Annotated in this window: 27 protein-coding genes; 18 read left to right on the top strand and 9 right to left on the bottom strand. The window is 38.7% G+C overall.

The annotated features are described in order from the left end of the window. Nucleotides 1–23 precede the first annotated feature (23 nt). Nucleotides 24–692, bottom strand: a complete 669-nt coding sequence (locus tag MKY15_RS03965) for a DNA alkylation repair protein (protein WP_342539053.1) — start codon at nt 690–692, stop codon at nt 24–26. A gap of 731 nt (nt 693–1,423) precedes the next feature. Between MKY15_RS03965 and MKY15_RS03960 the strand changes: the two genes are divergently transcribed. The 3 genes from MKY15_RS03960 to MKY15_RS03950 all read left to right on the top strand — a co-directional run bounded on the left by MKY15_RS03960 (nt 1,424) and on the right by MKY15_RS03950 (nt 4,075). Then, nucleotides 1,424–2,506: an NAD/NADP octopine/nopaline dehydrogenase family protein gene (locus MKY15_RS03960; RefSeq protein WP_342539052.1), complete on the top strand. Its 1,083-nt coding sequence runs from the start codon at nt 1,424–1,426 to the stop codon at nt 2,504–2,506. Between the two features lie 336 nt (nt 2,507–2,842). Beyond that, entirely contained in the window at nt 2,843–3,352 is a 510-nt protein-coding gene (locus tag MKY15_RS03955; RefSeq protein WP_342539051.1) for a MepB family protein, read from the top strand. A gap of 66 nt (nt 3,353–3,418) precedes the next feature. Continuing rightward, nucleotides 3,419–4,075 carry a Type 1 glutamine amidotransferase-like domain-containing protein gene (locus MKY15_RS03950; protein WP_342539050.1) on the top strand — a complete coding sequence of 219 codons (657 nt, stop codon included), beginning with the start codon at nt 3,419–3,421 and terminating at the stop codon, nt 4,073–4,075. A 382-nt stretch (nt 4,076–4,457) separates the two neighbouring features. On the opposite strand, the gene MKY15_RS03945 is transcribed toward MKY15_RS03950, so the two are convergent. Next, nucleotides 4,458–4,940 carry a sigma-70 family RNA polymerase sigma factor gene (locus tag MKY15_RS03945; protein ID WP_342539049.1) on the bottom strand — a complete coding sequence of 161 codons (483 nt, stop codon included), beginning with the start codon at nt 4,938–4,940 and terminating at the stop codon, nt 4,458–4,460. A 252-nt stretch (nt 4,941–5,192) separates the two neighbouring features. Between MKY15_RS03945 and MKY15_RS03940 the strand changes: the two genes are divergently transcribed. Further along, the gene (locus tag MKY15_RS03940) at nt 5,193–5,693 is read left to right on the top strand and encodes a competence protein ComK (protein WP_342539705.1); all 501 of its coding nucleotides are present in this window, start codon (nt 5,193–5,195) and stop codon (nt 5,691–5,693) included. Between the two features lie 786 nt (nt 5,694–6,479). On the opposite strand, the gene MKY15_RS03935 is transcribed toward MKY15_RS03940, so the two are convergent. The 6 genes from MKY15_RS03935 to MKY15_RS03910 form a co-directional block, all read right to left on the bottom strand. Further along, nucleotides 6,480–7,268 carry a helix-turn-helix domain-containing protein gene (locus MKY15_RS03935; protein ID WP_342539048.1) on the bottom strand — a complete coding sequence of 263 codons (789 nt, stop codon included), beginning with the start codon at nt 7,266–7,268 and terminating at the stop codon, nt 6,480–6,482. 563 nt (nt 7,269–7,831) lie between these two features. Next, a complete protein-coding gene (locus MKY15_RS03930; protein WP_342539047.1) occupies nt 7,832–8,449 on the bottom strand; it encodes a peptidoglycan DD-metalloendopeptidase family protein in 618 nt (205 codons plus the stop codon). A 94-nt stretch (nt 8,450–8,543) separates the two neighbouring features. Further along, the gene (locus MKY15_RS03925) at nt 8,544–8,678 is read right to left on the bottom strand and encodes a YvrJ family protein (protein WP_342539046.1); all 135 of its coding nucleotides are present in this window, start codon (nt 8,676–8,678) and stop codon (nt 8,544–8,546) included. A gap of 76 nt (nt 8,679–8,754) precedes the next feature. After that, nucleotides 8,755–8,973: a DUF2922 domain-containing protein gene (locus MKY15_RS03920; RefSeq protein WP_342539045.1), complete on the bottom strand. Its 219-nt coding sequence runs from the start codon at nt 8,971–8,973 to the stop codon at nt 8,755–8,757. 33 nt (nt 8,974–9,006) lie between these two features. Next, nucleotides 9,007–9,228: a DUF1659 domain-containing protein gene (locus MKY15_RS03915; protein WP_067212838.1), complete on the bottom strand. Its 222-nt coding sequence runs from the start codon at nt 9,226–9,228 to the stop codon at nt 9,007–9,009. A 255-nt stretch (nt 9,229–9,483) separates the two neighbouring features. After that, a complete protein-coding gene (locus tag MKY15_RS03910) occupies nt 9,484–9,660 on the bottom strand; it encodes a hypothetical protein (RefSeq protein ID WP_338655241.1) in 177 nt (58 codons plus the stop codon). Nucleotides 9,661–10,287: 627 nt separating this feature from the next. On the opposite strand from MKY15_RS03910, the gene MKY15_RS03905 reads away from it, so the two are divergent. After that, entirely contained in the window at nt 10,288–10,470 is a 183-nt protein-coding gene (locus MKY15_RS03905; protein ID WP_338655243.1) for a hypothetical protein, read from the top strand. After that, nucleotides 10,463–11,890, top strand: coding sequence for an amidase (locus MKY15_RS03900; protein ID WP_342539044.1), 1,428 nt, complete (start codon nt 10,463–10,465; stop codon nt 11,888–11,890). Before MKY15_RS03905 ends, MKY15_RS03900 begins: the two co-directional genes overlap by 8 nt. 72 nt (nt 11,891–11,962) lie before the next feature. Here the strand turns inward: MKY15_RS03900 and MKY15_RS03895 are convergent, their stop codons facing one another. Next, nucleotides 11,963–12,091 (bottom strand): YvrJ family protein, encoded by a 129-nt coding sequence (locus tag MKY15_RS03895; RefSeq protein ID WP_342539043.1) that lies wholly within the window; start codon nt 12,089–12,091, stop codon nt 11,963–11,965. Nucleotides 12,092–12,308: 217 nt separating this feature from the next. Between MKY15_RS03895 and MKY15_RS03890 the strand changes: the two genes are divergently transcribed. From MKY15_RS03890 to MKY15_RS03835, 12 genes are all read left to right on the top strand, one after another. Further along, on the top strand, nt 12,309–12,779 hold the full coding sequence (locus MKY15_RS03890; RefSeq protein WP_342539042.1) for a peptide-methionine (S)-S-oxide reductase: 471 nt from the start codon (nt 12,309–12,311) through the stop codon (nt 12,777–12,779). A 666-nt stretch (nt 12,780–13,445) separates the two neighbouring features. After that, on the top strand, nt 13,446–13,715 hold the full coding sequence (locus MKY15_RS03885; protein WP_187045784.1) for a hypothetical protein: 270 nt from the start codon (nt 13,446–13,448) through the stop codon (nt 13,713–13,715). Nucleotides 13,716–14,210: 495 nt separating this feature from the next. Next, on the top strand, nt 14,211–15,512 hold the full coding sequence (locus MKY15_RS03880; protein WP_342539041.1) for an ArsR family transcriptional regulator: 1,302 nt from the start codon (nt 14,211–14,213) through the stop codon (nt 15,510–15,512). 147 nt (nt 15,513–15,659) lie between these two features. Continuing rightward, nucleotides 15,660–16,838: a M20 family metallopeptidase gene (locus MKY15_RS03875; RefSeq protein WP_342539040.1), complete on the top strand. Its 1,179-nt coding sequence runs from the start codon at nt 15,660–15,662 to the stop codon at nt 16,836–16,838. Nucleotides 16,839–16,870: 32 nt separating this feature from the next. Continuing rightward, nucleotides 16,871–18,283 carry a Na+/H+ antiporter NhaC family protein gene (locus MKY15_RS03870; protein ID WP_342539039.1) on the top strand — a complete coding sequence of 471 codons (1,413 nt, stop codon included), beginning with the start codon at nt 16,871–16,873 and terminating at the stop codon, nt 18,281–18,283. A gap of 396 nt (nt 18,284–18,679) precedes the next feature. Further along, nucleotides 18,680–19,369: an RraA family protein gene (locus MKY15_RS03865; RefSeq protein ID WP_342539038.1), complete on the top strand. Its 690-nt coding sequence runs from the start codon at nt 18,680–18,682 to the stop codon at nt 19,367–19,369. Beyond that, on the top strand, nt 19,366–20,373 hold the full coding sequence (locus tag MKY15_RS03860) for a TRAP transporter substrate-binding protein (RefSeq protein ID WP_342539037.1): 1,008 nt from the start codon (nt 19,366–19,368) through the stop codon (nt 20,371–20,373). Before MKY15_RS03865 ends, MKY15_RS03860 begins: the two co-directional genes overlap by 4 nt. Before the next feature lie 17 nt (nt 20,374–20,390). Continuing rightward, complete coding sequence (locus tag MKY15_RS03855) at nt 20,391–20,885, top strand: TRAP transporter small permease subunit (RefSeq protein ID WP_342539036.1); 495 nt, start codon at nt 20,391–20,393, stop codon at nt 20,883–20,885. Nucleotides 20,886–20,888: 3 nt separating this feature from the next. Continuing rightward, nucleotides 20,889–22,175 carry a TRAP transporter large permease gene (locus MKY15_RS03850; RefSeq protein ID WP_342539035.1) on the top strand — a complete coding sequence of 429 codons (1,287 nt, stop codon included), beginning with the start codon at nt 20,889–20,891 and terminating at the stop codon, nt 22,173–22,175. Between the two features lie 82 nt (nt 22,176–22,257). Beyond that, nucleotides 22,258–23,064, top strand: a complete 807-nt coding sequence (locus MKY15_RS03845) for a carbon-nitrogen hydrolase family protein (protein WP_342539034.1) — start codon at nt 22,258–22,260, stop codon at nt 23,062–23,064. A gap of 17 nt (nt 23,065–23,081) precedes the next feature. After that, nucleotides 23,082–23,726: a GntR family transcriptional regulator gene (locus MKY15_RS03840; protein ID WP_342539033.1), complete on the top strand. Its 645-nt coding sequence runs from the start codon at nt 23,082–23,084 to the stop codon at nt 23,724–23,726. Between the two features lie 219 nt (nt 23,727–23,945). Then, a complete protein-coding gene (locus tag MKY15_RS03835; RefSeq protein WP_342539032.1) occupies nt 23,946–24,902 on the top strand; it encodes an AEC family transporter in 957 nt (318 codons plus the stop codon). Nucleotides 24,903–25,151: the final 249 nt, after the last annotated feature.

The raw sequence follows: 25,151 nt of genomic DNA, 5'->3' as shown, positions 1-25,151 counted from the left end.
TCTAATGAACTTTTCAGAGGTAACTAATTTTTATGTCGTTTATTAACTTCAATTGTAATGAACTCCGGCAAATAGCTGGGAGTACATCCTTTTGCTACTACTTCATCTTTGTAAAGACCCGTTTTCTCACCAAGTTTAATACAACGCGCACGATTCTTTTCATCATAAACGCCTATCCAACCTGCGGTGAAATTCATAGCCCATTGAACTTCCGGTTCTTCCTGCGTAATAGTAGCATCTAATGCAGATAGCAAGTCTTCGGTGTTATCCGGCGGTGTTTGTCCAGTCCATCTCAATCGACCTTGATAATACCAGAAAGCTCGCCTTTGAAGAGAAGAAGGACTATTTTCCCATGACTCCATCAATGCAATTTTCTTTTTGTCTTTGGTGAGCTGATTAGCCATTAACCAATCCATTAAGTTATTTCGCTCATCAAAAGTGTGAGTCTGCATATCCTTATCAAGCTTATTTAGCACATCTTGTGAAAGAAGTTTTTTATCCATAATTAAGATTGCTAATAGTCTGGGCAAAAACTCTTCGGTTGACCAAAGTTCCATAGCTAGTTCGTGATCTTTTTTAATGTCCTTCGCGATTTTTCGTAAGTCGCCTAGCTTAGTTTTACAATTGATCTGAGGTAGAATATTTTCTGCTTTTGAAGAGCGTTTTATTTCTGTACCTTTATTTTTAATCATTTTATACAACTCCTTTATTAAAGTACTGTTTCATAATATGTCCTTGAGGGGATATATGAAGAACTTAATTGTGCCTCCAAAGGTTACCTTTTTTTAATGTTTTAGCATATATCGTATTAAAAAGCGATGCCTGTGCACCACACAATTCAGACACTAGTCAGACAGTTTAAGAAGTGAATGAAAGGAGTCCTCTGGGGGAAACATGGCTGGAGGTTTTTTATTTTCAATCCAATTTTCCACCACCTTTTGTTGTGTTGGCCATGTAATCGAACTTTTTGACTGCCGCAACTGCATAAATTTTGAATGGGTTTGGTTTTGAACTTCAAGCCCTAGTAGCAATAATCAGGTGTGGACTAGGTATTTACTGCAATATCTAATTTCATTTGAGTTTTTATGCAATTGCATGAATTGTTCGTTGTTGTTTGTTGCACCAAATTTCAAATAGAAATTGCGAAAGGCGATCATTCATGAAGAATGATCGCCTTTTTCTGATAACCTTTGACAGCATCAGATTGCATTTTATTGGAAGTTAAGCATAACATTAATCAGTTTGTTCTGTCAATGGTGAATTAATTTTAGGTACCGATTTTTAACTTTCGCACGTCTTCTTATTTTTGGAATAAATGAAAAATAATAAAAACAGTGGTATAGTAATAGTTAAGGAGGAAACTTCTGGGAAATAAACATTTGAAGAGTTGCATAGAATTGATCAAATTACTGGGGGGATTTTTATGAGAATCACAGTTGTAGGAGCAGGACATGGTGGAACAACAATCGCTGCTGATTTGAAACGTAAGGGTCATCTAGTCACTTTGTTAAAGACTTCAAAGAGTTTGCATAACGAAAATTTTGATTACTTAACGAATAATAAAGGTCAAATCACCATTGTGGATGGCAAGGAAGAAAATACAGTATATCTAGATGTAGTGACGACGGATGTTGAGGCGGCAATCAAAAATGCTGAAATAATTATTGTTTATGTACAAACGAATTACCATGAACAAGTTATTAAACGTATATTACCTTTCATGAATGAAGACCAAATCGTGTTGCTGGAGCCGGGCTATTTATCGACAGCTTATTTCTTGAAACATGAAAAGAAAAAGCGCTTTACAATTGTTGAAGCACAAAGTTCACCAATTGACTGTAGAATTATTGAACCTGGTAAAGTGAAGATATTGTTTAAAAATGTTAGGAATCCGATTGCGATCTATACGGAAAAAGATAAAGCAGTTATTCAAGAAAAGTTAAATACGCTACACTATCATTTTGTTTACCTCGAATCAGTCATCGAAGCTGCTCTCCACAACCCCAATTTAATTGTCCATACGATCGGAGGAATTATGAGTATTCCTCGAATTGAATATACTGAAGGCGACTATTGGATGTACAAAGAAGTGTTCACACCCCACGTCTGGAATATGGTAGAAAGCCTCGATAAAGAAAAAATGGATGTGCTGGAGAAAGTAGGATTGGAACGATTGTCTTACGTGGAAGCCTGCAAATTCCGTAACTTTGAAAACCAAACAATTGATGCGAAAGAAGCTTTTTTAACATATGCTAAAAACAGTTCACCAGAAGGTCCATTTGTAGCGGATTCAAGATTTATAACAGAAGACGTTCCCGAAGGTCTCGTATTGCTGGAATCTTTGGGGCTGATGTTAGACGTCGAAACGCCTACATGCACAGGTTTAATTAACATCGCGTCTGCTGCTCTTGCTACGGATTTTAGAGAGAATGCGAGGACTGTCGAATTACTTGGTAAAGAAAACTTGGAGAAGATAATCGGTACTCTTGCTGTTTCAGTAGATTGAAAAGCGATGCCTGTGCACCAAAGGAGTCCTCTGGCCGAAACATGGCTGGAGTTTTTTTATTTTAAATCCAATTTTCCGCCACCTTTTGTTGTGTTGGCGATGTAATCGAACTTTTTTTCTGGGTTCGGTGTTGCACTTCAAGTCCTAGCAGAACTACTACAAACTCCTGAAAAAATAGTTTCAGTGCTCAATGATTACGGTCTCATATTTTCTAGATGATTAATGTGAAAAACATACATTATTGATATACTTGTTGTACTAATTTAACTGATTTTCAATAAGAACTGTATTCAACAAACGGACCGCCGTTTAGGTAAAGGTTTTGGGAGTGAAGAAATGAACAACTTTTATACAGCATTAACCTATGTAAGTAAAATCATTTATGGGCCCAATCACTTAACTGTAAAGTCGATACAAGAAGAAAAGCAAAATTCCAAGTATGGTGCGGGTACATTTGAATTATCTTCTAGAACAGTTCGATTCAGAGTTGCGAATAGTACGCCTGCCAAAGTAGGGCAGTTTGTTGCATTTTGGGAAAAAGATGAAAACAATAAAAATCAAGCCTATTCATATGCAAAAGCACCGGATTTGTTAGTGATTACTACCTTTAAAAATGAAAATGAATTCGGGCAATTTATTTTTCCGAAAGAAATTCTTTTCAAGCAGAACATTCTCAGGTCCAGTTCAACAACGGGGAAAATGGCAATAAGAATTTATCCTAGCTGGGATAGTCCAACAAGTAAACAAGCGATGAAAACTCAAGAATGGCAGTTACCCTATTTTGTTGATATGAGTAACTCGAATAACTTAGCTATAGAGAAAATACTAGAACTATATTCTTTGTAATTCTTTGCAATCAAAATGTGTAACGCAGTAAATTAATGTTATTTATACTTTGCTACGGGGGTACTTATGAAAACTCACTATTATTTAGGTTGGTTTAGCAATTTTTTCCCAGAGAATCTGGGTAGGGTGTTACAGGAAGATATAGCTGATAGAAAATCGCTTGCTATGATTAGTTCGAATCCATCTATTCATGAAGATGATGGTGCTACAGAACGCTCGTGGCTTGACCAGGCTGACATTATGTTTGATGAATATCATTTAATCAATTATCGCGTACAGAAGGAAGATGCCCAAACGATAATTCAAAATGCTTCAGTGATTTTCTTGTTGGGTGGGAATATTCTTAATCAAAATCGTTTTTTGACGGACTATGAATTATCGGATTCGATTAAAAAAAGCAACGCTGTTGTGATGGGAGCAAGCGCTGGAGCAATCAACATGTCCGCTAAATGGTTATGCTCGAAAAACTTTGGAGATGAAGTTGAAATGAGCTCTGTTTACGACGGAATCGGTCTTGACAATTTTTCCGTCCTGTCTCATTTTGATCTTGAAAATAACATGGCGCTGGTTCAAAGCGAACTATCTCCCTTATCGGAAGAAATGAATATTTATGCGTCTAACAAGGATTGCGCACTACGTATAAAGGGAGACAAAATCGATATTTTTGGCAATGTATACTTAATTTCTCACTCAGAGATTAAGAAATTGGATGAGACGTTCTAGTTGAAAAGCGATGTCTGTGCACCAAAGGAGTCCTCTGGCCGAAATATGGCTGGAGGTTTTTTAAAATCCAATTTCCCACCACCCGCTGTTGTGTTGGCGATGTAATCGAACTTATTTCTGGGTTCGGTGTTGCACTTCAAGTCCTAGCAGCACTGTAACGATATTGAATCTTTACTGCAAAATGTATGGAGTCGAGTTATCTGTTCTAATTTCATATCCGGGATTGAAGCATTAACACTTCAATCCCGGATAAATTGGGAAGCCGTTTTCCAAATGAAACAGCAGCCCCTCGAGTCGCTTCAGTCTTGCCGAAAAGGCAAAGTCCGCCTTTCTCGTCAAGCCTTCCAGCGATTTTCGGGACTAAACGGCGCCTTCCGCTTTTCTAGGTTAATCCACGTTTCAATTTCGCTAGCGATCGGTATCTTCGTTTCCTAACCCCTTCAACTGTAATTCCAATTCGTTCAGCACATTCTGTAAGCGTATACCCTTCGATGAATAGCCATTGCACAAGTTCCCGCTCGGCGGAGGATAACACGTCCAGTGCATCCGCAAGTCTATTTAGCGCTTCGTGCTGGTCAGCGATTTCCGGCACCATTATAAACGCCAAGGACTCGTCTTCCATCAACGTGATATTCTCTTCAAATACGTTTTCCTTTTTTAATTCATCGAGCATGCCACCTCGTATGCTTCGATAAGCAAATGGCGTGAAACTCCCTTTCGCTTCGTCAAAGCGGCTCCATGCTTGCCATAAAGCGACTCTTCCTGCCTGCCTGAAACTGTCATGGTTGCGGTGAATATTCAATTTGCGAATAGATGCAGAAATCATCGGTTCATACTGCTCCAAAACATCTTCAAAAGTCATCATTTGTGCGGCCTTCCAGACCGTGCACGGTGCTTTGTATTCCCGGGTGACTACATCGTAGTGCATTTGAAATAGGGAATCCAATGAGCGTTTAGGATGTTTGGCGCATCATACGTGATGAATGGGTAGCGAAAAATGACATTTGACACATAGAAATTACAATATTCATCATATTCGGATAAAAGAGCTTGAATATTTATGGGTAAATGGTATCATACATTTATAACGGGTTAAAAGGAGGATGTTGATTTGCGGATGTGTGATTCTTTTTTAATTAATCGAACAGTATTGGCAGTTAAAGCATTTTTCATAGGGGGAAATAAAAGTAAAATTATTACAACACATGGTATTTATTACTCTGTGTTAACACCGCTGGAACTACTCAATAAGGCCTGCATTAATTATTCTTCAACTTGGCAGGGACGTACAGATGTTGCTACGGTTTTGTTGAATTATTCAAAGAAACCGCCGTTCATTATTGAACCTAATAAAATTGGTGTATTTCCGACAAAATCATCAAAAAGTCCGGATTGTGTCTTTATTTTTAATCATCACATCAGCGTTCACGAAGTGGCGAAAGGCCAATCAGTGATAACGTTTATGGCAGGGATTTCCGTTACCGTAAAAGTCTCAAAAAACACCATACTAAAGCAATATCAACGCCTCCACACGTTGATGAGCGTAAGCAACTTGAGGCATCAGGAAAAGGAGTTATATGATAGGGAAAATGGTTTCGATGATAGAATTGTATGGTGATTGGTGAGGATCCATTATTTAGGTAGTTGTGCGTCAATTCACTACAATTGCATACTTATGAACTGGAGAATAGGTATGTATCTATTCTCTTTTATTTTATTAACAATGGATTGAACGGTCATAACCCGTGGATCCAACAAAAGCCGGGAGTTGTCCAATCAACTTGGCCAAGTATCAACGAAAGCCTCGAAGTGTCCAACCAACAGGGAGGTTTCCAACAAACTCTTCGAAGTGCCCAACGAAAGCTCGGGGCTGTCCAACTAACATGGCCAAGTGTCTAACGAAAGCCCCAAAGTGTCCAACTAAGAGGGAGGTTTCCAACCAACTCTTCGAAGTGTCCAATGAAAGCTCGGGGCTGTCCAACTAACATGGCCAAGTGTCTAACGAAAGCCGCAAAGTGTCCAACCAAGAGGGAGGTTTCCAACGAACTTTTCGAAGTGTCCAACGAAAGCCTGAAAGTTGTCCAACCAACTCGGCCAAGTGTCCAACAAAAGCCCGTAGATGCCAACTATCCGCATCCTGCTCTAACCAACCTCCTCAGATTTCCGACGGACTATGATTTTGTTAGTGAAATTGACAGCCACGTAGAGAAAACTCGTTTGCGACTAGTATTTTTCTTTAAGTTCTTGTTAGATGTTAGGAGACAGTTAGTCGCCAGTTGCTCGTCTGCCAATGTGCTGATTACCGTCTCATCTAACCCTTGCCAAACTTCGCATTTGGCAAAGGGTATGGGACTATTTTATGCTGCTAATCGGTCTGTTGGGAACGTGAATCTAGTACTTTATTTCATCGGCAGAAAAATCCCTCAACTGGCACGTCGTAATCCATAAATGCATCGCTGAATAAAGCCTTGCCGATGAGTTCGCGCAAGACACCTGAATAATAACCGGGCAGATTCCGGACTTTTTTCTGTTTCGTTGTTTGAACCGCAATACGAAGGGCATGCATGGCTAATTGCTCGAACAGTTCTCCTTTGTCTTCGTGAATACTGAATTTCAGCATTTGTAGGGACTGTTTCCGATAGACGCCGTAAAAATTACGTGCTAATTTACTTTCTCCGATTGTTGAAGAAAGAAGAGATTTCATTTTACCGAAAAGTGTAGTAGGCACAATTTCCGTAGGAGACGTTCTTTTAAGGTCTTTAGTCTTTATCGCTTTAGAAAGAAAAGCTTCGGTTTGTAGATTAGCGGGTTCAAACTTACTGCTAGAAGGCTTTTCGTCATTCTCTGGGGTGTTCAATTTCGACTGGTCATTAGTAGGTTTAATGACATAAATGTTAGCGCCTAGACCGCTCATAACGGGGCGGATATAGTGAATGCGTTCGATGATTTCGAGCTTTTCTAATTTGCGGATGGCGCGTCGAACGGTTGCATTGGATTTCTTGATGGCCTTTTCGATTGTTTCGTGTTTCAAGTGTGCAGCGCCGTATTTAACGGAGTAGCGACGGATCATATCAAGAACAGCCCGCTCTGTTTGATTCATGTCATTCCAGTTCGTGAGTACGTGCTGCCTTGTTGCTGCGTCTAAATCGTGTTTGTTTGTGAAGTGTGCGTATTCCGTTAGGTAAGTTGTCATAAAGAATATCCCCTTTATTCTTTATATAGAAGGGAATTGAGGTTTAGGGGACAATGTTGAGAAAAAAGTTTTTGTGATTTTTTTAGAAGATGGCAAGCGCATTAAATGAAAAAATCCAGTGAGAGGGAATGGAGCATACTACCGCGTTGGCGGAAACAGCGTAGTAGGAGTAAGAAGATATCAATAAAAATGGTATGACAGCGTTATTATTGCTTCTTTTTTCTTAGTACGCAGTTGGATCAAACGGGGTAGTAAAGATACTTCAAAAGTTTTTTTAGGTAAGTTGTACGTGAAGGTATTCAGAACATACAAGGAAGTCTCCAACAAAGCCCGGAAACTGTCCAACCAACTTCGCAAAGTCTCCAACCAACTCAGGAAAGTGTCCAACAAACAGAGAGGTTTCCAACAAACTCTTCGAAGTGTCCAACGAAAGCCTAGAGCTGTCCAACGAACTCGGCCAAGAGTCCAACGAAAACCTCAAAGTGTCCAACAAACTAGTCCTAGACTCACTCGTAAAAGCCCAATTGCTCATAAAAATGAGCAATTGGGCTTTTTCATACTTATTATACCTCGGCACCATTGACCACATTATCTTTCGCCACTTTAGCAAGTGCAGCTGTCGTCAACTTTCCTGGAATTCCGTCTACAACAAGTCCAAAAGCCTTTTGAAACGACTGAACCGCAGACTTTGTAGCAGGCCCGTTTAGTCCATCCACAGCAATCTTGTAACCTACTTTGACGAGTAAGCTTTGTATTTCTTTTACTTCATGATCCACAACATAACATAACGGATCAACCGCATTCGTAAACTTGTTGTTCCAACGACCAATGTGGACCTCGAAATGAAGATGGATCCCTGTGCTTTTTCCAGTCGTACCTTTCACGCCGATACGTTCGCCCTGTTTGACAATCTGCCCGACTTTCACACTGATAGAATGTAGATGTGCATACACGGTTTCAAACGTCTTTCCACCGATTGCGTGGACAATCATAACCGTGTTGCCATAACCATTTGTCGACTTAGAAAAAGTAACTTTCCCAGCAGCTGCTGCAACGATCGTATTGTTTGAAGAAGTATTTCCGTAATCCACACCCCAATGCATCGTTCGCAAATGCGTAATCGGATGGATGCGGTAACCGAAAGGAGACGTGACAGGACCCTCGCATGGTTTAATAAACATTAATTCCCTCCTTTCTCCAAATTAAGTTCAACTAGTACCCAGCAACGCAACGCGAGCGAGTAGTCCTACTGAAATTTCCATTGATGGGAGATGATTAAAGTTCATGCATTTTTAATGAAACCAACACATCATGAATCGCAACGAGTTTTGTTTCGAGCCGGTGCAAAAGATAGAATGATACGAATATCGGGAAACCGACTTCCTGTATGAGACTCATCCATTGTTCCATCTCGTTTCCTCCTCTCTAAATACATAAAAAAACCGGTCCCCAGTCCGAAAACTGGTGAACCGGTCGTTGCTGCTTGTTAGCCGTTTACAAGTTCTGTTACATTGCGCTCTATAACCCGAGCGCTAACAACTGTTGCGAGTGGAGCGCCGTTTACTTCGAATACATTTGCAGCGATGATCTCCTGCATCACCGCTTCGATGCTTTGCGGCGTCAAATCTGCGCGGGGTTCATCCACCGTCAAACTCACCCTTTTCCCGCTTGCTGTGTTGAAGTTCAATTGTAGTGTTTTAGCCATTTTTTATCCCTCCTTTTCCTATTACTTTATTGGTTAGTCAATCAAACTCGATGTTTCCACGAGATCCGCTCCGATGAACAACAATGTTGAGAGCCGACCAAGTTGCTCCAGCGCTTTGTACAAGTCTTCAGCTGGTGCATTTTCTTTGATATAGCGGTACGTCTTCGATTTACGGATAATCTTTCCGTCCTCTGTCAAACCACCGTCGAAGAGAACGCGGCCCGCCGCGTGTTGAAATTCGATTGTTGCAGCCATGTAATCACCTCCTTTCACCCTCTATATAGAGTGATAGGGAAGGAAAGGGGACATTGTTTGTAAGTATTTTTACAGCTATGCAACGCTAGTGGGTACCGATTTTTTAGGAATGAAAAAGAACTCTATACTTAGAGTCCCTTTTCTTTCACCGGTTTACCTCAACGTATATTCAATTCAACCACAATTTTTTGTGCCATTTTACCATTATGCAGCTTTCCGAACACAGTACGCACAGGTAAATTGTAACCGATTTTTTTAGCTTCTCCATTGGTGACAGGGGGAGTCTTTAACGCTCCATTCCACTTCAATATGGTATTCATCGGGAAGTTGTTGTCCCGTCTCGTCGTCGAAGAAAATGCCCACCCCAGGTTCAACCTTTACATCCATAACTTTACCGACTGCCATTAATCCTTGTTGATTCACATATGCCAACATGATATCTCCACAGAACTGCCTTGCAGGTTACGCGGCCCGTTTTCATAACCATAAATGGCTACTACATTTCTGTTGAACATTTTCTCGTAGGACCCCTGGATGATGCTTTTCGTTCGTGTTGAAAATCCAGTGTCTTTTCCATGTGCTCGAGGAGACAACAGAATCGGGAGTATCTTGGAGGCCCTTAATTTCCAACGGAGGATAATTTGAATGCAATTTATGATTTAACTTTTGATTTTATCTTTTTATAATATACTCAAACGTAGCATCGAATAGAAAGGTAGCTTTAGCCAGAGTTAACCGAAGAAAAATACAATTATAGGATACGGAAAATGAGTCTCAGCCATATGAGTAGGTCAATGGCTGAGTATTTTTATGTTTTCATTTCTATCCGAGAATCATAGTGCTAATACAGTTAATAATTTGAATAATTTGATATCCGAATTAGTTTAATGTACACTATATTTGCTATGTGAAATTTTGATTATATGTTGGTGGTGATAGTTTTCTAGTTGAAGATCTTTTTGTTCGTTGTTGAACTGTAGGTATTCGTTCTAATTTTTGCGTTTAATTTTGTACCGATTGTAATAGTTTTAATAAAATACTAATTGGAGTGATTTATTAATGACAGTGTCAATTCGGGAACTATTTGCTGCAAAAGGGTTGGAAATACCAGAAGGTGACTACAAAGTGGTGGAGTCACGGTGGGAAGCGATTGAAAAACTGAAAGAACAACTAACAGATCTGCCACTAGAAAGCTATGACATTTCATTACGCAATATTGCAGGAGGTGACCAAGTTGAGTAAAGATCTCATCTCTCTTTCAATAGAAGAATTGGCACCACTTATTGAGAAAAAGGAAGTTTCTCCGGTTGAACTGACAGACGCAGTATTGAATCAAGCTGATGCGCTAAATGACAAGAACAATGCATATATCACCATTACACACGAAAGTGCGAAAGAGTCTGCTAAAAAAGCAGAGAGCGAGATTGCTAACGGAAATTACCGCGGCAAGCTTCACGGGATTCCGATGGGTATTAAAGATAATATTTACTTCAAAGATGAAGTGACGACGATGGCATCGAAAATCCACAGTGATTTCGTTTCGGATTACGATGCGACTGTCATCGAAAACCTTAGAGAGTCCGGTGTCATTTTTACCGGTAAGCTTAATATGCACGAATATGCTTGGGGCATCACCAATAATAACCCCCACTTCGGTCCGGCGCGTAATCCATGGGATTTGGATAGGATTCCAGGGGGATCGAGCGGAGGCTCGGGAGTGGCAATCGCCTCCAATATGAGTATTGGGACGTTAGGGACAGATACTGCCGGTTCAATTCGAATTCCATCATCGGCCTGTGGTATTGTCGGACTGAAACCGACTCATGGATTGGTGAGTAAATATGGATGTTGGCCGCTTGCCTGGTCTTTGGATCATATTGGTCCGATGACGAAGACAGTGACGGATGCGGCGGCAATGCTCGAAGTGCTCGCGGGGTATGATAGCAAAGATCCGACTTCCGTAAATGTCCCGACGATGAAATACACAGAAAAGTTAACGGGGGATGTCAAGGATTTGGTTATCGGTGTCAATGAGGATTATTTCTTCAAGGATGTCGATTCGAATGTGGAGAAATTGGTGCGTGAAGGTATCCAGGCATTGGTCGATCAAGGGGCCAAAGTGGAGGTCGTATCCATCCCTTCATTGAAATATGCTGAGTATGCGGAATTGATCACTTCGTTATCTGAAGCAAGTACGATCCATCATAAGAACTTGCAAAAACGCCCGAATGACTTTGGAGAGGATATCAGGTATCTATTTGAACTTGGTGAAATCCCTTCGGCAGTTGACTATTTACAAGCCCAACAAATCAGAAGGATGATTAAGCTCGACTTCCAAAAAGCGTTTGAAAAAGTGGATGTGCTTATCTCACCGACATTGCCATTAATCGTACCGAATATTGGCGATGACACAGTTGCGATTAACGGTAATCATGTTGATCTGATAGAAAATATTATTAGATTCACAGGTCCCGGCAACTTGACGGGCCTTCCAGCACTAACAATTCCATGTGGATTGGTTGGAGGAATGCCAGCTGGGATGCAAATTATGGGACCAGCATTCAGGGAGGATCTCGTCTTGAATGTTGCCTATGCATTTGAGAAGACGAATCCATTAAAAGGTGCCCGTCCTCAAACGCTTGTAGCGGCAACTAGTAAGTAATTTATGACGATAAGACATGTGCGCATGTCTTATTTTTTTGTTGCGCATATACCTGTGAATGTTTTTTAAAATTTATTTCATTTTCAATGTTAGTAAAACATTATGTATCGCAACAAGTTTAGTTTCAAGCTGGTGCAAAAGATAGATTGATACGAATATCGGGAAACTGAGTTCCTGTATGAGACTCATCCATTGTTCCATCCAGTTATTTCCTCTTTTCACATATGAAAAAAAGGTCCCCATTTCGAAAACTGGTGAACCGCCTTCATTGATTAAAATGCTGAACGGTAAACTTTCTGCAATTAGGTGGTCACTTGGTGATGAATGGGATATGTTAGATACATGAAATAGTTCCAGATAAGCTAAGCTTGAAGAAAATCAAAAAGTACATTTTGATTTTAAGGAGAGGAGAGTCAATATGGAAGTAGTGTATTTTGCAGGTGGATGTTTATGGGGAGTACAAGCTTTTATAAAAACGTTACCTGGAGTTACATTTACAGAAGCAGGAAGAGCTAATGGAACAAGTCATACACTTGAGGGGAATTATGATGGGTACGCCGAATGTGTAAAAATAGGATTTGATCCGACAGTTGTAACGATCAGGGAATTAATGGGGTATTTATTTGAAATCATTGATCCATACAGTTTGAATAAACAAGGACAGGATGTTGGAGAGAAATACAGAACAGGCGTATATAGTGAAAAGCCTGAACACTTAAATGAGGCGAAGGCGTTTCTTAGTGAGAGAAATGATTATGACCTCATCGTTGTTGAAGTATTACCTCTTACAAACTATGTGAGAAGTGCAGAAGAACATCAAGATAGGTTAGCTAGATATCCAAATGATTATTGTCATATTCCAGAAGAATTATTAAGTAGGTATAAGTAAGGGAGCATATTAATTTCAGGTACTGTGGCGACATTCTGACTACTCGCTACAATTACATATTTATAAGGCCTGGATTAGGTATTGACTACAATATCTAATCTTTTTTTGCGTGTTTATACAATTTCGCGAATTGTTTTTTGGTACACAGGTAGCATTCGCTACAAAAAAAGAACTCTTTATGGATCCATGACGTCTCTTGCTTAGACGAACGATGCTTTCATACTCTATATAAACAAACCATTCGAAAATGATACAACGTGATGACATTTACTTTTTCTTCACGATGGTAATGATTATGACCATAAGAACGAACCACTTCTGCCATGTTTTTTTCCAGCGATTGCCGCTAGACTTACCAATCAGTTTACTAATGGGGGAACGATAAGAAAGTGGGAATTTATAACGTTAATGATTTTGAAAGATAAAAAAGCCAAACCCCTCTAATCTTTGTGCAATTATGTGAATTGTACACTATTGTTTATTGCAACCACACAATTAGTAGGCAAATATAAGCAATAACTATTTATTTATTCTGAATTTATGATACTATAGACTTATAAGAAGCGCGTGCATTAGTTTCTGAAATATGTCCGAGTAATTCAACATAAGGCTAACTTGCTGCACTTGAATATGGTGTTTATTAAAATGGGAAGTGGGGTTATATGGATGAAGAGAGCTTTTATTATATTGGGTAACAATAAAGACACACAGGAATTGATTGATAATCTGAGAAAGAGGGATAGTGGGACGATTACGATCGTTGATGAAGAACTTGGGAATGGGCTATCTAGAAGAGGTGATCTTACCTATGTGAATTGGACTTATATAGAAAGCGTCAAGGACATGAATCTCCCATTCGTCTATTACCACCACATACCACCAACGCATCGTAGGGATGGACGGAAGTGGAGACGGAGTTTAAGTAGTGTAGGGTGAATTTCGGATACCTGCGCGAAACCATTCCGACTACTCACTACGATTACATATATATGACCGGGTGATTAGATAGGTAGCTGATAATGTAATCTCTATATGTTTTTTATACAATTGGGGGAATTAGTTGTTTTTTGTTGCACAGACACTATACTTCAGTACCAAGGACCTTTATTGATGACAGGCATTTGGAAATTGATTTCTTTAAATACTCAACATATAATAGAGTAAGAGATGAATAATATATAAAAGTGGCCAAAGGTTCGGTAAAATAATGGCTGATCCTCCGCTTTAAAAAAGAAGTAACTGTCAAACCTTACCACAGGGACGGTTTGACAGTTACTTCTTTTTTGTTTGGAAAAAGGTGCCTAACTAGCTTCCTGAGTATGTAATTACTATGCAATTCATCGGTTACTATAAGATATATTCATACTTATTGTATGAACATAGTGAAAAAAGCAAGTTCTCCTCACTCATCTAGAAAGGTGGTTCAGAACTTTGAAGAAAATTCGAATAGGCTTGTTTGGTGCGGAGGATTCCCTTGAAATTATGGAATCTGTCATTTCACAGTACCCTGAATTCAGTTGTATCTCTATTACCTACTGGCATGATGAAGAAATTCCAGAAAAACTGACTGCGAATATGTGGGATGTCGATATGTGGCTTTTTTCTGGGCAAATTCCTTATGGCTATGCCAAGAAATGGTCTGGATCCTCACAGCCGATGTTTTATGTCCCTTCTTCTGGATCTAGCTTGTATAAGACTTTGTTGCATATCGCATATCAACAAAAGATCGAATTCAACCAACTAAGCTTCGATACGTTCGAACCTTCTGTGCTAGAACGAGTTTTCTTAGAATCTGAGATAGATTTTCAACCCGTATATTTAAAACACTATGAAGAAGAGATTCCTACGGATGAAGTGGTGAAGTATCACTATGATTTATGGAAAGAAGGAAAGACACTGGCTGCTGTCACTTGTCTGAAAAATGCTCAACATGAACTGATAAAGCTTGGCGTGCCTGCATTTCGGGTCCTTCCGGCACAATCCGCAATCGTTTCTACGTTGGCACTTATTCGCCAGACATATGAAACTATGCACTTTAAGGATTCTCAAATCGCAGTACAAATGATTGAGTTTGACTCCTTTTCCAGCTTAACAAAGGATACTTTTTCAACAGATGAAATCCATAAAATCGAAATCAAAATGACAGAAAAGCTACTCGTATATACTAAAAAAATAAATGGTTCACTTAAATCTGCCGGGCCAGGTCGTTATATAATATTTACAACGCGCGGACCGTTAGATGAAATTACTAAAGATTTCACAGTAATTCCAGATCCGACAGTTCTTCAGCTAACCGGGGATGATGCTGTCACTTGTGGGATTGGAATTGGACAAACTGCCTATGAAGCAGAGATCAATGCTGGGATTGCTTTACTACATGCAAATGATCATGACAAGGGATCATGGATGGTCGTTTTTGACGGCAAAACGATTACTGGCCCATTAGGACAACCTGAACAGATTATCTATGGGATTGCCCCGGAAAAATTACAATTATTAAGCCAGCAAACCTCACTTAGCGTCGTCACTTTAAGTAAACTAGAATCTATCTTAAGGAAAATCGGGAAATCGGAAATTAGCGCCCATGATCTTGCCCAATATATGAATATTTTGCCGCGTAGCGCACGCAGAATTTTGACAGAGTTAGAGGCAAAAGGATTGGCCCAAATAGTCGCCGAAGAAACTCTACACCCAAGAGGAAGACCGAGAAAAATTTATAAAATCATGTTATGACAAGATGCCTTTTATCTTGTCTTTTTTTATTTTTATCGAAGTTAGAAAATTAACGCTAGACTGAACTACCAAACTTAATATATAATAATGGCTACAACCGTTAATGGTCCGAAATTATAAATTAAATGAATAGTAGGAGGTTATTAATTGAAAAATACTAAATTCAGTCATCTGATTGATGAAGTTCAGAATGAAGTAATTAGTTGGAGGAGATATCTTCATGAATATCCTGAGTTGTCCTTTCAGGAGGAAAAAACATCCGAGTTTATTTATGAAACCCTGCAGTCCTTCGGTAATCTAGAAATTTCACGTCCTACAAAAACTAGTGTAATGGCACGTCTAATTGGGGCTCGCCGTGGTAAAGTTTTAGCAATTCGAGCGGATATCGATGCCTTGCCAATCCAAGAAGAAAATTCACTGCCGTTTTCGTCCAAAAATGCTGGTGTCATGCATGCTTGTGGTCATGATGGTCATACAGCTATCCTACTAGGAACAGCTAAAATTCTATCCTCTCTGCAGGATCAAATTAAAGGTGAAGTCCGTTTCTTATTTCAGCATGGCGAAGAACTAGCTCCGGGTGGTGCTCAAGAAATGGTACGTGAGGGTGTGATGGATGGGGTCGACATGGTTATTGGAACTCATCTTTGGTCCCCCCTCGAGACAGGACAAATTGGGGTTGCGTCTGGCCCAGTGATGGCATCACCAGATACATTTTCAATCACGATTACCGGTCGGGGAGGACACGCCGGTCTTCCACATCAAACCGTCGATGCGATTGCCATTGGGGCTCAAGTCGTTAGCAACTTGCAGCATATTGTCTCTCGAAATATGGATCCGTTGGACAGCGTAGTCCTTTCTATCACCAAGTTCGCAAGTGGTTCAGCCATGAATATCATTCCAGATTCTGTTGAAATGGGGGGAACAGTTCGTCTTTTCAGCACTGAACATCGCATAATTATCCGTGAATTGATGGAACGAATAATAAAAGGAATAACTGAAGCGCATGGTGCCTCCTATTTTCTTACCTACAATGATGGGGTTGATCCCGTCATAAACGATGAGAAAGTATCCCGTGTAATCGAAGAGACTGTGCGTGAATTATGGGGAACCCAAGCGCTAACACAGATGAAACCGAATATGGGCGGTGAGGATTTCTCCGCTTTTCTGAAGAAGGCACCAGGCACATTCTTCTTTACAGGATCTGGTAATAGCGGTTTAGCCACTGATTATCCACATCATCATCCTCGTTTTAATATTGATGAAAGCGCTTTATCTGACGGGATGAATATGTTTGTTCACGCAACGTTTAAGTTACTTGATTACTAGTTAGTACAGCACTACACAAATGGAGGGATAATATGACGGACTCAAGAACTACTGACAATAAGAAAGTAAAAAGAAAGTGGGAAATGCCTGACACTTACGTTATTCTTTTTTTAGTGTTGTTGCTTGCTGTTATCGCAACTTACATTACACCAGCGGGATCATTTGATCGTGAAGAAGTGAATGGCATTGAGAGGGTAATTCCGAACACCTATAGCGAAGTAGAAAACAATTCCGCTGGATTAATGGATATTTTTCTAGCATTGCAATCTGGAATGGTTCAATCCGGCAGCCTTATTTTTCTTGTTCTGTTTGCGGGAGGAGCATTTGAGGTAATTGAACGTTCCGGAGCAATTAAGGGTGGTATTTTAAGGGCGGTCAATAAAACACAAGGCAAAGAATTTTGGCTCATCGCTATTATTTCCCTTTTGTTTGCACTAGGAGGAGCAGTTGGCGCAGTCGCCAATTCGGTCATTCCATTTGTGGCAATCGGTATTATTATCGCGAGAGCGCTTCGGCTTGATGCAATTGTTGCAGTCGCCATTACTTTTGGGGCTACATTTGCAGGTTTCAATGTGGGTTTTTTAAATCCCTATACGGTTGGAATTGCCCAATCAATTGCTGGCCTTCCTTTATTTTCAGGAATGACGCTTCGCATCATCACATTTATCGTTATTGTTGGCGTAACCATTTTCTATACTTGGAGATATGCAAAGAAAATTTTAGACGATCCATCAAAAAGTCTGATCGGAGTACTGGAGAATTCTGGTGATTCTGAAGGTGAGTTGATAGCTCCCTTTACTGTCCGCCACAAACTTATTTTAAGTTTTGTAGGCTTGGCATTACTATTCTTCGTCTTCGCAACCATTCAATTTAAATGGAGCATCGATCATATGGCGGCGTTCTTTATTATTATCGGGCTTGTTTCGGGAATAATTGGGGGCATGAACTATAATAAAATTGCGCATGTATTTTTGGAAGGATGTCAAAAGCTAGTGTATGGTGCGTTGATTATTGGCGTAGCAAGGGCAATCCTCATTATAATGGAGAATGCACAAATTTTAGATACAGCTGTAAATGCGCTTGCCATACCATTGGAAACGCTACCACCTGTTTTAGCTGCACTTGGCATGTTCGTGGCCAATGCTGCTCTTAATTTCCTAGTTCCTTCAGGTAGCGGCCAAGCAATGATTGCGATGCCTATTTTATCGCCATTGGCAGATATGGTTGGTGTCACTCGACAGGTTGCCGTACAAGCATTCCAATTTGGAGATGGTTTTACAAACAGTATTTTCCCTACATCTGGAACATTAATGGCCAGCCTAGCTGTGGCGGGAGTGTCATGGATTAAATGGGCGAAGTGGATGTTTCCCCTCTTTTTAATTTGGTGTGCAATAGCAGTAGTTATGCTAGTTGTAGGCGTACTCATTGGATGGGGACCATTTTAAATCTTGGTGTTGGATGACATGAATTATTGTTTGTTTTTGTTGCACTAATATTTTAGCCGATAAATTAATTCTCTATCTGTATTGCACGAGTACCCTTACTGATTTCTATAGTGATAATTCCTTGTCTTTGGATTACTATCAATACTTGTTAACCTCATAAAGTTTCTTTTCAATGGAGAATGATTATTTACTGACTTGAGAAGATTTTTGAATATGAAAAAGTCGCACCGCTAGTTATATGCGGTGCGATTTTTTATTTGAGTGATAGGTTGATAAACATAACGAAATTCATTTAATTAACATAATCTATTGAATAATTAAAATAGTGTTTGCAATTACGATGCAGGTAATGTAATATACATCTTGTATACAACAAGTATTTAAGGAGGAATAATAATGAGGATTTTTGAAAGAGTAGAAAACAACAAGGTAAGTAAGGAAATTCATGAGAGGTTTAGTAAGGTTGAACCGGCAACGGTTGGCCACCATTTGCATTATGGTTTTATGGATCCTAGGATAAAATCGATGCTCCAAAATGTCAATGTAGTTGGTACTGCATTTACGGTTCGGACAAGTGTCAATGATTCTACTATGGTTCATAAAGCAGTTAGTTTAGCGCGGGAAGGTGATTTTTTAGTTATTGATAGAACTGGAGATGTGAAGCATGCTTGCGTAGGTGAAATAGTGGCTTATGCAGCAAATGTTAGGAAGTTAGCAGGGATTATAATAGATGGACCTTGTACAGATATCCAAGCATTAAGAGAGATTGGATTACCTGTCTTTGCAACGGGTTTATCACCAATTACAACGAAACTATATGGGCAAAGTGGAGAAATTAATACAATTATCCAATGCGGTGGGGTAACTGTTCATCCGGGAGACCTAATCGTTGCAGATGATAACGGTGTTCTCGTATTGGCACAGGACTTAGATTATGAAGAAATCCTAAGGAAAACAGAAGCGAGTGAGCAAAGCGAACCACGTACCAAAGGTTTGTTGGATGGTGGTCAAGTATTAAGTAGTATAACAAGGGCTGATCAGCTTATAGATGAATATAGATTAAGAGAAGGAAGTGTTGTAAAGTGAAAAAAATAAACTTTATAGGTGTACTTCTTTTATTAATGTTAATTGTAAGCGCTTGCGGGGAGAAGGCTGAAGGTACTGACGATGTTATTGAATTAAAGTTGGGTACGAAAATGCCTCAAGATACCGCTGAAGGAAAAGGGTTTGATATTTTTGCTGATTTAGTAAAGGAGAAAAGTGGGGGTAAACTCATAGTAAAGGTTTACCCCGCTGAACAATTAGGAAAAGGTACGACACAAGTTGATAACATGCTACTTGGTACACAAGATATGTACGCTGAAGGAGCAACTTACTTTTCGGATTTTGACCCTAGAATTGAAGTGAGTAGTGTACCCTTTCTCTTTAGAGATTTTGATCATTATCAGAAATTCAATACTGGGGAAATAGGTCAAGAAATTAATGAGAAATTAATTTCTGAAGGCGTAAGAATATTAAATACAGATAGAAACTTTATACGTGGACCATATCGGGTGCTCTTAACAAAAGAACCAGTGAAAACGGTAGAAGATCTCAAAGGATTAAAACTTCGTTCATTTGAATCTGCATTTTATTCTGCGGCGTATAGTTCTGTTGGAGCTAAGCCGGTAGTGGTTGCATGGACTGAGACATATCTCGGTCTAAAACAAAATCTAGTAGATGGAGTGACTTCACCAATTTCTTTAGTTTGGCCAATGAAGTTTACGGAAGTTGCACAGAATATGACGGTTATAGATGAATATCCACAAGATGTTGTCATCACTATGAACGAAGATCGGTTCTCGAAACTATCAGAGCAAAATCAAAAAATATTAATTGAAGCGGCGAATGAGGCTGGCGAAGAAGCAACAAAAATAACATTAAGTGAAGTAGAAAAACATTTGGAATTAATGAAGGAAGAACATGATATAGAAGTATTTGAAATAAATAGAGCAGATTGGACAGAAGCATTTTCTGACTATCATTACCAATTGGAAGAGGAAGGAAAAATACCGGAAGGATTTGTTGATCGTATAAAATCTATAGAGTAAAGGAAGGAGACTTTCATTTGAAAAAAGTACTCGATTCGATTGCTAATGTATATCTGATTGTCGCTTTGCTCTGTATGGCTACCTTAATAAGTGTACTAACCGCGGAAATAGTTTTAAGGTACTTTTTTAGCCATTCGATGGTTTGGTCACAAGAACTGTTTTCAATTTTGATTTGTTGGATTACGTTTTTAGGTTTCGGGAAGATTGTTGTGGATAGACAGGATATATCAATTACTTATCTCGTTCAGAAACTAAGTAAGGAAAAACAACGAATTGTTATGATTATTAATAGTGTGCTATTACTAGTAATATCAAGTCTTATGTTGTTCTATTCTACAAAATTAACAATCAGCCATTTAGAAAAAACAACTACAATTATGAAAGCGGCTTCTGCCTGGTTCTATTCACCATTGGTATTGTTGCTGTTCCTAGTGGTACTTACATCAGCACACCATATTTATTTAGCTTACAAATCTCAATTAGGCTTATTCTCAGCGGAAGAGGAGGAATAAGTAATGGTATTAGCGCTTACTTTGTTTCTTGTTTTTTTATTATTGCTAGCAATAGGTTTTCCAATTTCTTTTGCGATGGCACTTTCAACAATTATAGCGTTAATTATGGGGAACTATACATCGGAAGTATTACCCCTCATGTTAGTGGAAGGAATAAAGGGATATACATTATTATCTATTCCACTATTTATCCTAGCTGGTAATCTGATGAACTCTTCAGGAATTACTCAGCGTATATTCGATTTTGCTTCGGCTATGATTGGTCATATTCGGGGTGGTTTAGCACAAGTAAATATTGCGGCAAGTGTAATTTTTGCAGGAATTTCTGGAACGGCTGTCGGTGATCAGGCAGGTTTGGGAGCTATTGAACTGAAAGCGATGAGAGAGAAAGGTTACGAAGGACCTTTTAGTGCAGCTCTAACGTTAGCTTCATCAGTTATTGGGGCAATTATACCTCCTAGTGTCTCTCTAATTATTTATGCTTATTTGGCGGAAGTTTCAGTAGAACAAGTCTTCATTGCCGGCGTAATACCTGGTTTGCTAATTGCGCTAACTTTATCAATATATGTATATGTCGGTGCTGCTCGAGGGACAATAGTTACCCCTCCTCCTGAACCTTTTAAAGTTCAAACTTTGCTACAAACATTTAAAGATGGATTTTTTGCGATACTCGCTCCAGTAGTCATACTTGGTGGAATGTTAGGCGGGGTAGTTACTCCAACTGAAGCAGCTGCAATCGCAGTTGTTTATGCACTGTTTTGTGCAGTTGTCTATAAAGAGTTTAAGTGGGAAAATCTAAAGAAAAGTTTTATCGAAAGCGTTGGTTCAACTTCACTAATTATGTTTTTAGTAGGGATTGGAACAGCAATGGGGTGGATAATCTCAGCAGAGCAACTGCCTTATCTCCTGTCTGATGTCTTATTGGGGCTAACGGAAAATAAATATTTAATGCTGATGATCATTAATATCATGCTTCTATTCTTAGGAATGATCATGGAAGGAATCCCAATTAAATTAATAATTTTACCGATTTTATTGCCGATTATTGATAGTTTAGGAATAGACCGCGTTCATTTTGGAATAGTAATGTCATTTAATCTACTAATAGGAATGGTAACACCGCCGGTTGGTTTAGGACTCTATGTAATGTCTAGGGTAGGGAAAATGTCATTTGAAAGTATAGTAAAGGCAATAATTCCAATGTATATTCCCCTATTTATTGCGTTACTATTAATCACTTACTTCCCGCAACTGTCACTTTGGTTACCAAATCTTTTAAGTGGCAAGTAATAAGGGGTAGTTAAACACTAAGATGCACATCATCATTTATTAGCCAAACGATATCATGTAGAATAGAAGGAGTGGAATAATATTGAAAATCGCAGTAGTTCAATTAAATTCAAAAGATGACAAGCAAAACAACTTAAATAAGGCAACTGTTTTTATTGAACAAGCAGCTGAAGCTGGGGCAGAACTCGTATCCTTACCAGAGTACTTTAATTTTATGGGTTCAGATTCAGAAAAAAAGAATAATGCTGAACAAATTCCGAATGGAGAAACTACAAACTTATTAAATGGGCTTGCTACAAAGCATGGAATTTATATTCACGTCGGTAGTATCCTCGAGAAATATACTGAAGAAAAGTCTTATAATACAAGTTTTATAATCGGTCCGGATGGGAAGATATTAGATACATATCGAAAAATCCATCTTTTTGATATTGAAATTGAAGATATGCCGGCTTATAAAGAATCGAATACAATTAAGGCTGGGGAATCTCCTGTATTGATTGACTTGCCATTTGGAAAAGCAGGATTGAGTATTTGCTATGATTTAAGATTTACTGAATTATATCGAAATTATGCATTTAACGGTGCGAAAATATTATTTATACCTGCCGCATTTACGCTATATACCGGTATGCTGCATTGGGAAGTATTATTACGCGCCCGCGCAATTGAAAACCAATGTTATGTTATTGCCGCTGCTCAATTTGGTAGTACCGAACTGGGAAAGGCTTGCTACGGCAGCAGTATGATAATCGATCCCTGGGGAACAGTTATTGCGAGATCACCAGAAAGCGAGGGGTTCATAATAACGGAAATTGACAAATCGTACGTAAAAAAGGCTAGGGAAAGTATTCCGTGTTTAACTCATAGAAGACCGGAAGTATACTAACTATCTAAGAAATGTAGGTGGAAGAAGTTTCAAGGAAAATGTATCTGAGTGATATTGCATATCTTAAGATTAAAGACTTAATCATACGTGATGAGCTTAGCGGTCCAATTGTATCCGAAAGTGAATTAGCAACATTATTAAATATGAGTAGAACTCCAATCAGGGAAGCGTTGAATAGACTACAAAATGACGAATTTTTAGAGGTTTACCCCAAACGTGGAATTTACATTAAAGAAATGACAGTGAGCGAAACAAACGATTTAATGAATGTCAGACTAGCAATCGAACTTTTTTCTATGGATAAAATTGGAGACGTATTCCAGAATCATGACTTAGATTATCTGGAAAATAAAGTTGTTGAACAAGAAGTAGCCATGGGAAATGAAGATATATTTAACTTCATTAAACTAGATTTAGATTATCATGAATACTTATTGAAAGTTACCGGTAACCAATACTTTGTTAAAACATTAAACAATGTTAATGACCGTATTTATCACCATGGTATGAAAATGTTCAAACGAGATTTGTCCCGTATACAGATGTCAATTGATGATCACAAGGTTATAAATGGACATTTGAAGAATCGGGATTTTACAGAAGCTCGTCATGCTTTGGAACAGCACATACAGACAGGAAAGAAACAATACCTAACTAGATAATAGTTAGTACCCGTCAACTTATTTTAGGTCTTTCATGACGCTAGAAACAAATACCAATAGAGCATTTCTTCAAAGTCTGTGGAATGAACGTTATTTTATGAGTGGTAAGGGGCTAAAGAAATGCTCTTTACTCATTTTTATAAAAATGAGTTAGTCCTAAGGTTATTCGGTCAGTTGTGTAGAGACTAGTTTTTAGAATGAATAAAGGCGGTTATAAAAATGGAGATAGCTGTCGTTATTCAATCTATCGCCGTCATTTCATTAATGATTATAATTGGTGCTATACTAGGCAAAACATTCGTGTTCAATGAAGATACAAGAAGTGTTTTTATTAGTTTAATCGTTAATGTAGCAATGCCTTGTATTATTTTATCAAGTATTTTCAATGTTAAAATGGATGAAAACACATTTAATACAATTATTTTTGTGTTTTTCTTATCTATATTAATAAACGTGATGGGAATTACACTTGGATGGTTACTCGCATTTGTTTTTTATCGTAACTCAACTAAAAAGAAAGAAATGGCATTGCTATCCGGACTTGGTAATACTGGTTTTATAGGAATTCCTTTATGCGCTATTCTTCTAGGTCCTGAAGGTGCGCTATACGCCGCGATTTTTGATGCAGGCGTTGACTTTACGATTTGGACGGTCGGTGTTTTTATGCTACAAAAGAACAACTTTTTTACAGTAAAAACATTGAAGTCGATGGTTAATATTCCACTCATAGCGATAGCCGTCGGATTAACAGCTTCATATTTTCATTTTAATCCCCCGTTGCTCCTAAAAAGTCTTGTTGACCAGTTGGCTGCACTTGCTGCACCGTTGGCTATGTTTTACATAGGGATTTTGGTTATGGCCTTACATGAATCTAAGGTAAAGCAAGCGAATGGTTCGAAAGTATTGCTACCCATATTCGTTAAGTTAATTATTCTCCCTGGATTAGTTGCACTATTAATAGGCTATCTGAGTTTAGAAATGACAATTGTAAAAGCAGTACTTATACAATCAATGATGCCAACTCTTACTTTGGCATCGATATTATTTGCGAAATACTCAGCAGATGAAGAAATTGGTGCAATAACGACTGTTTTATCAACCTTGTTTGCATTAGTAACAATTCCACTAATGATTTATGTAATGAATTCTGCTTTGCTGGTTGGCCCACAACGGTAGATTCGATTCTTGAGAGTACAGTGTAAGGTATCTATTTAACATAGTAGATGCCTTATTGTGCACTTATTCTTTTAAAGTTGTTAGATTGCAATAGGAAATAAATGTACCCAGTTATAACGCAATTCGAAGTTGTATTCTAGCTAGGTGTCTTTGGTTTAACCCCCTTTTTTCGGACACAGTTAACTACAATTACATATTTATAAGGCGTGGATTAGGTATTTACTATAATATCTAATCTTCTTTGTGCTT

The sequence above is a fragment of the Sporosarcina sp. FSL K6-1540 genome (assembly GCF_038620285.1).
GTDB lineage: Bacteria > Bacillota > Bacilli > Bacillales_A > Planococcaceae > Sporosarcina > Sporosarcina psychrophila.
The sequence above is the reverse complement of the archived record's forward strand: the minus strand, read 5'-3'. Positions and strand labels throughout refer to the sequence as shown.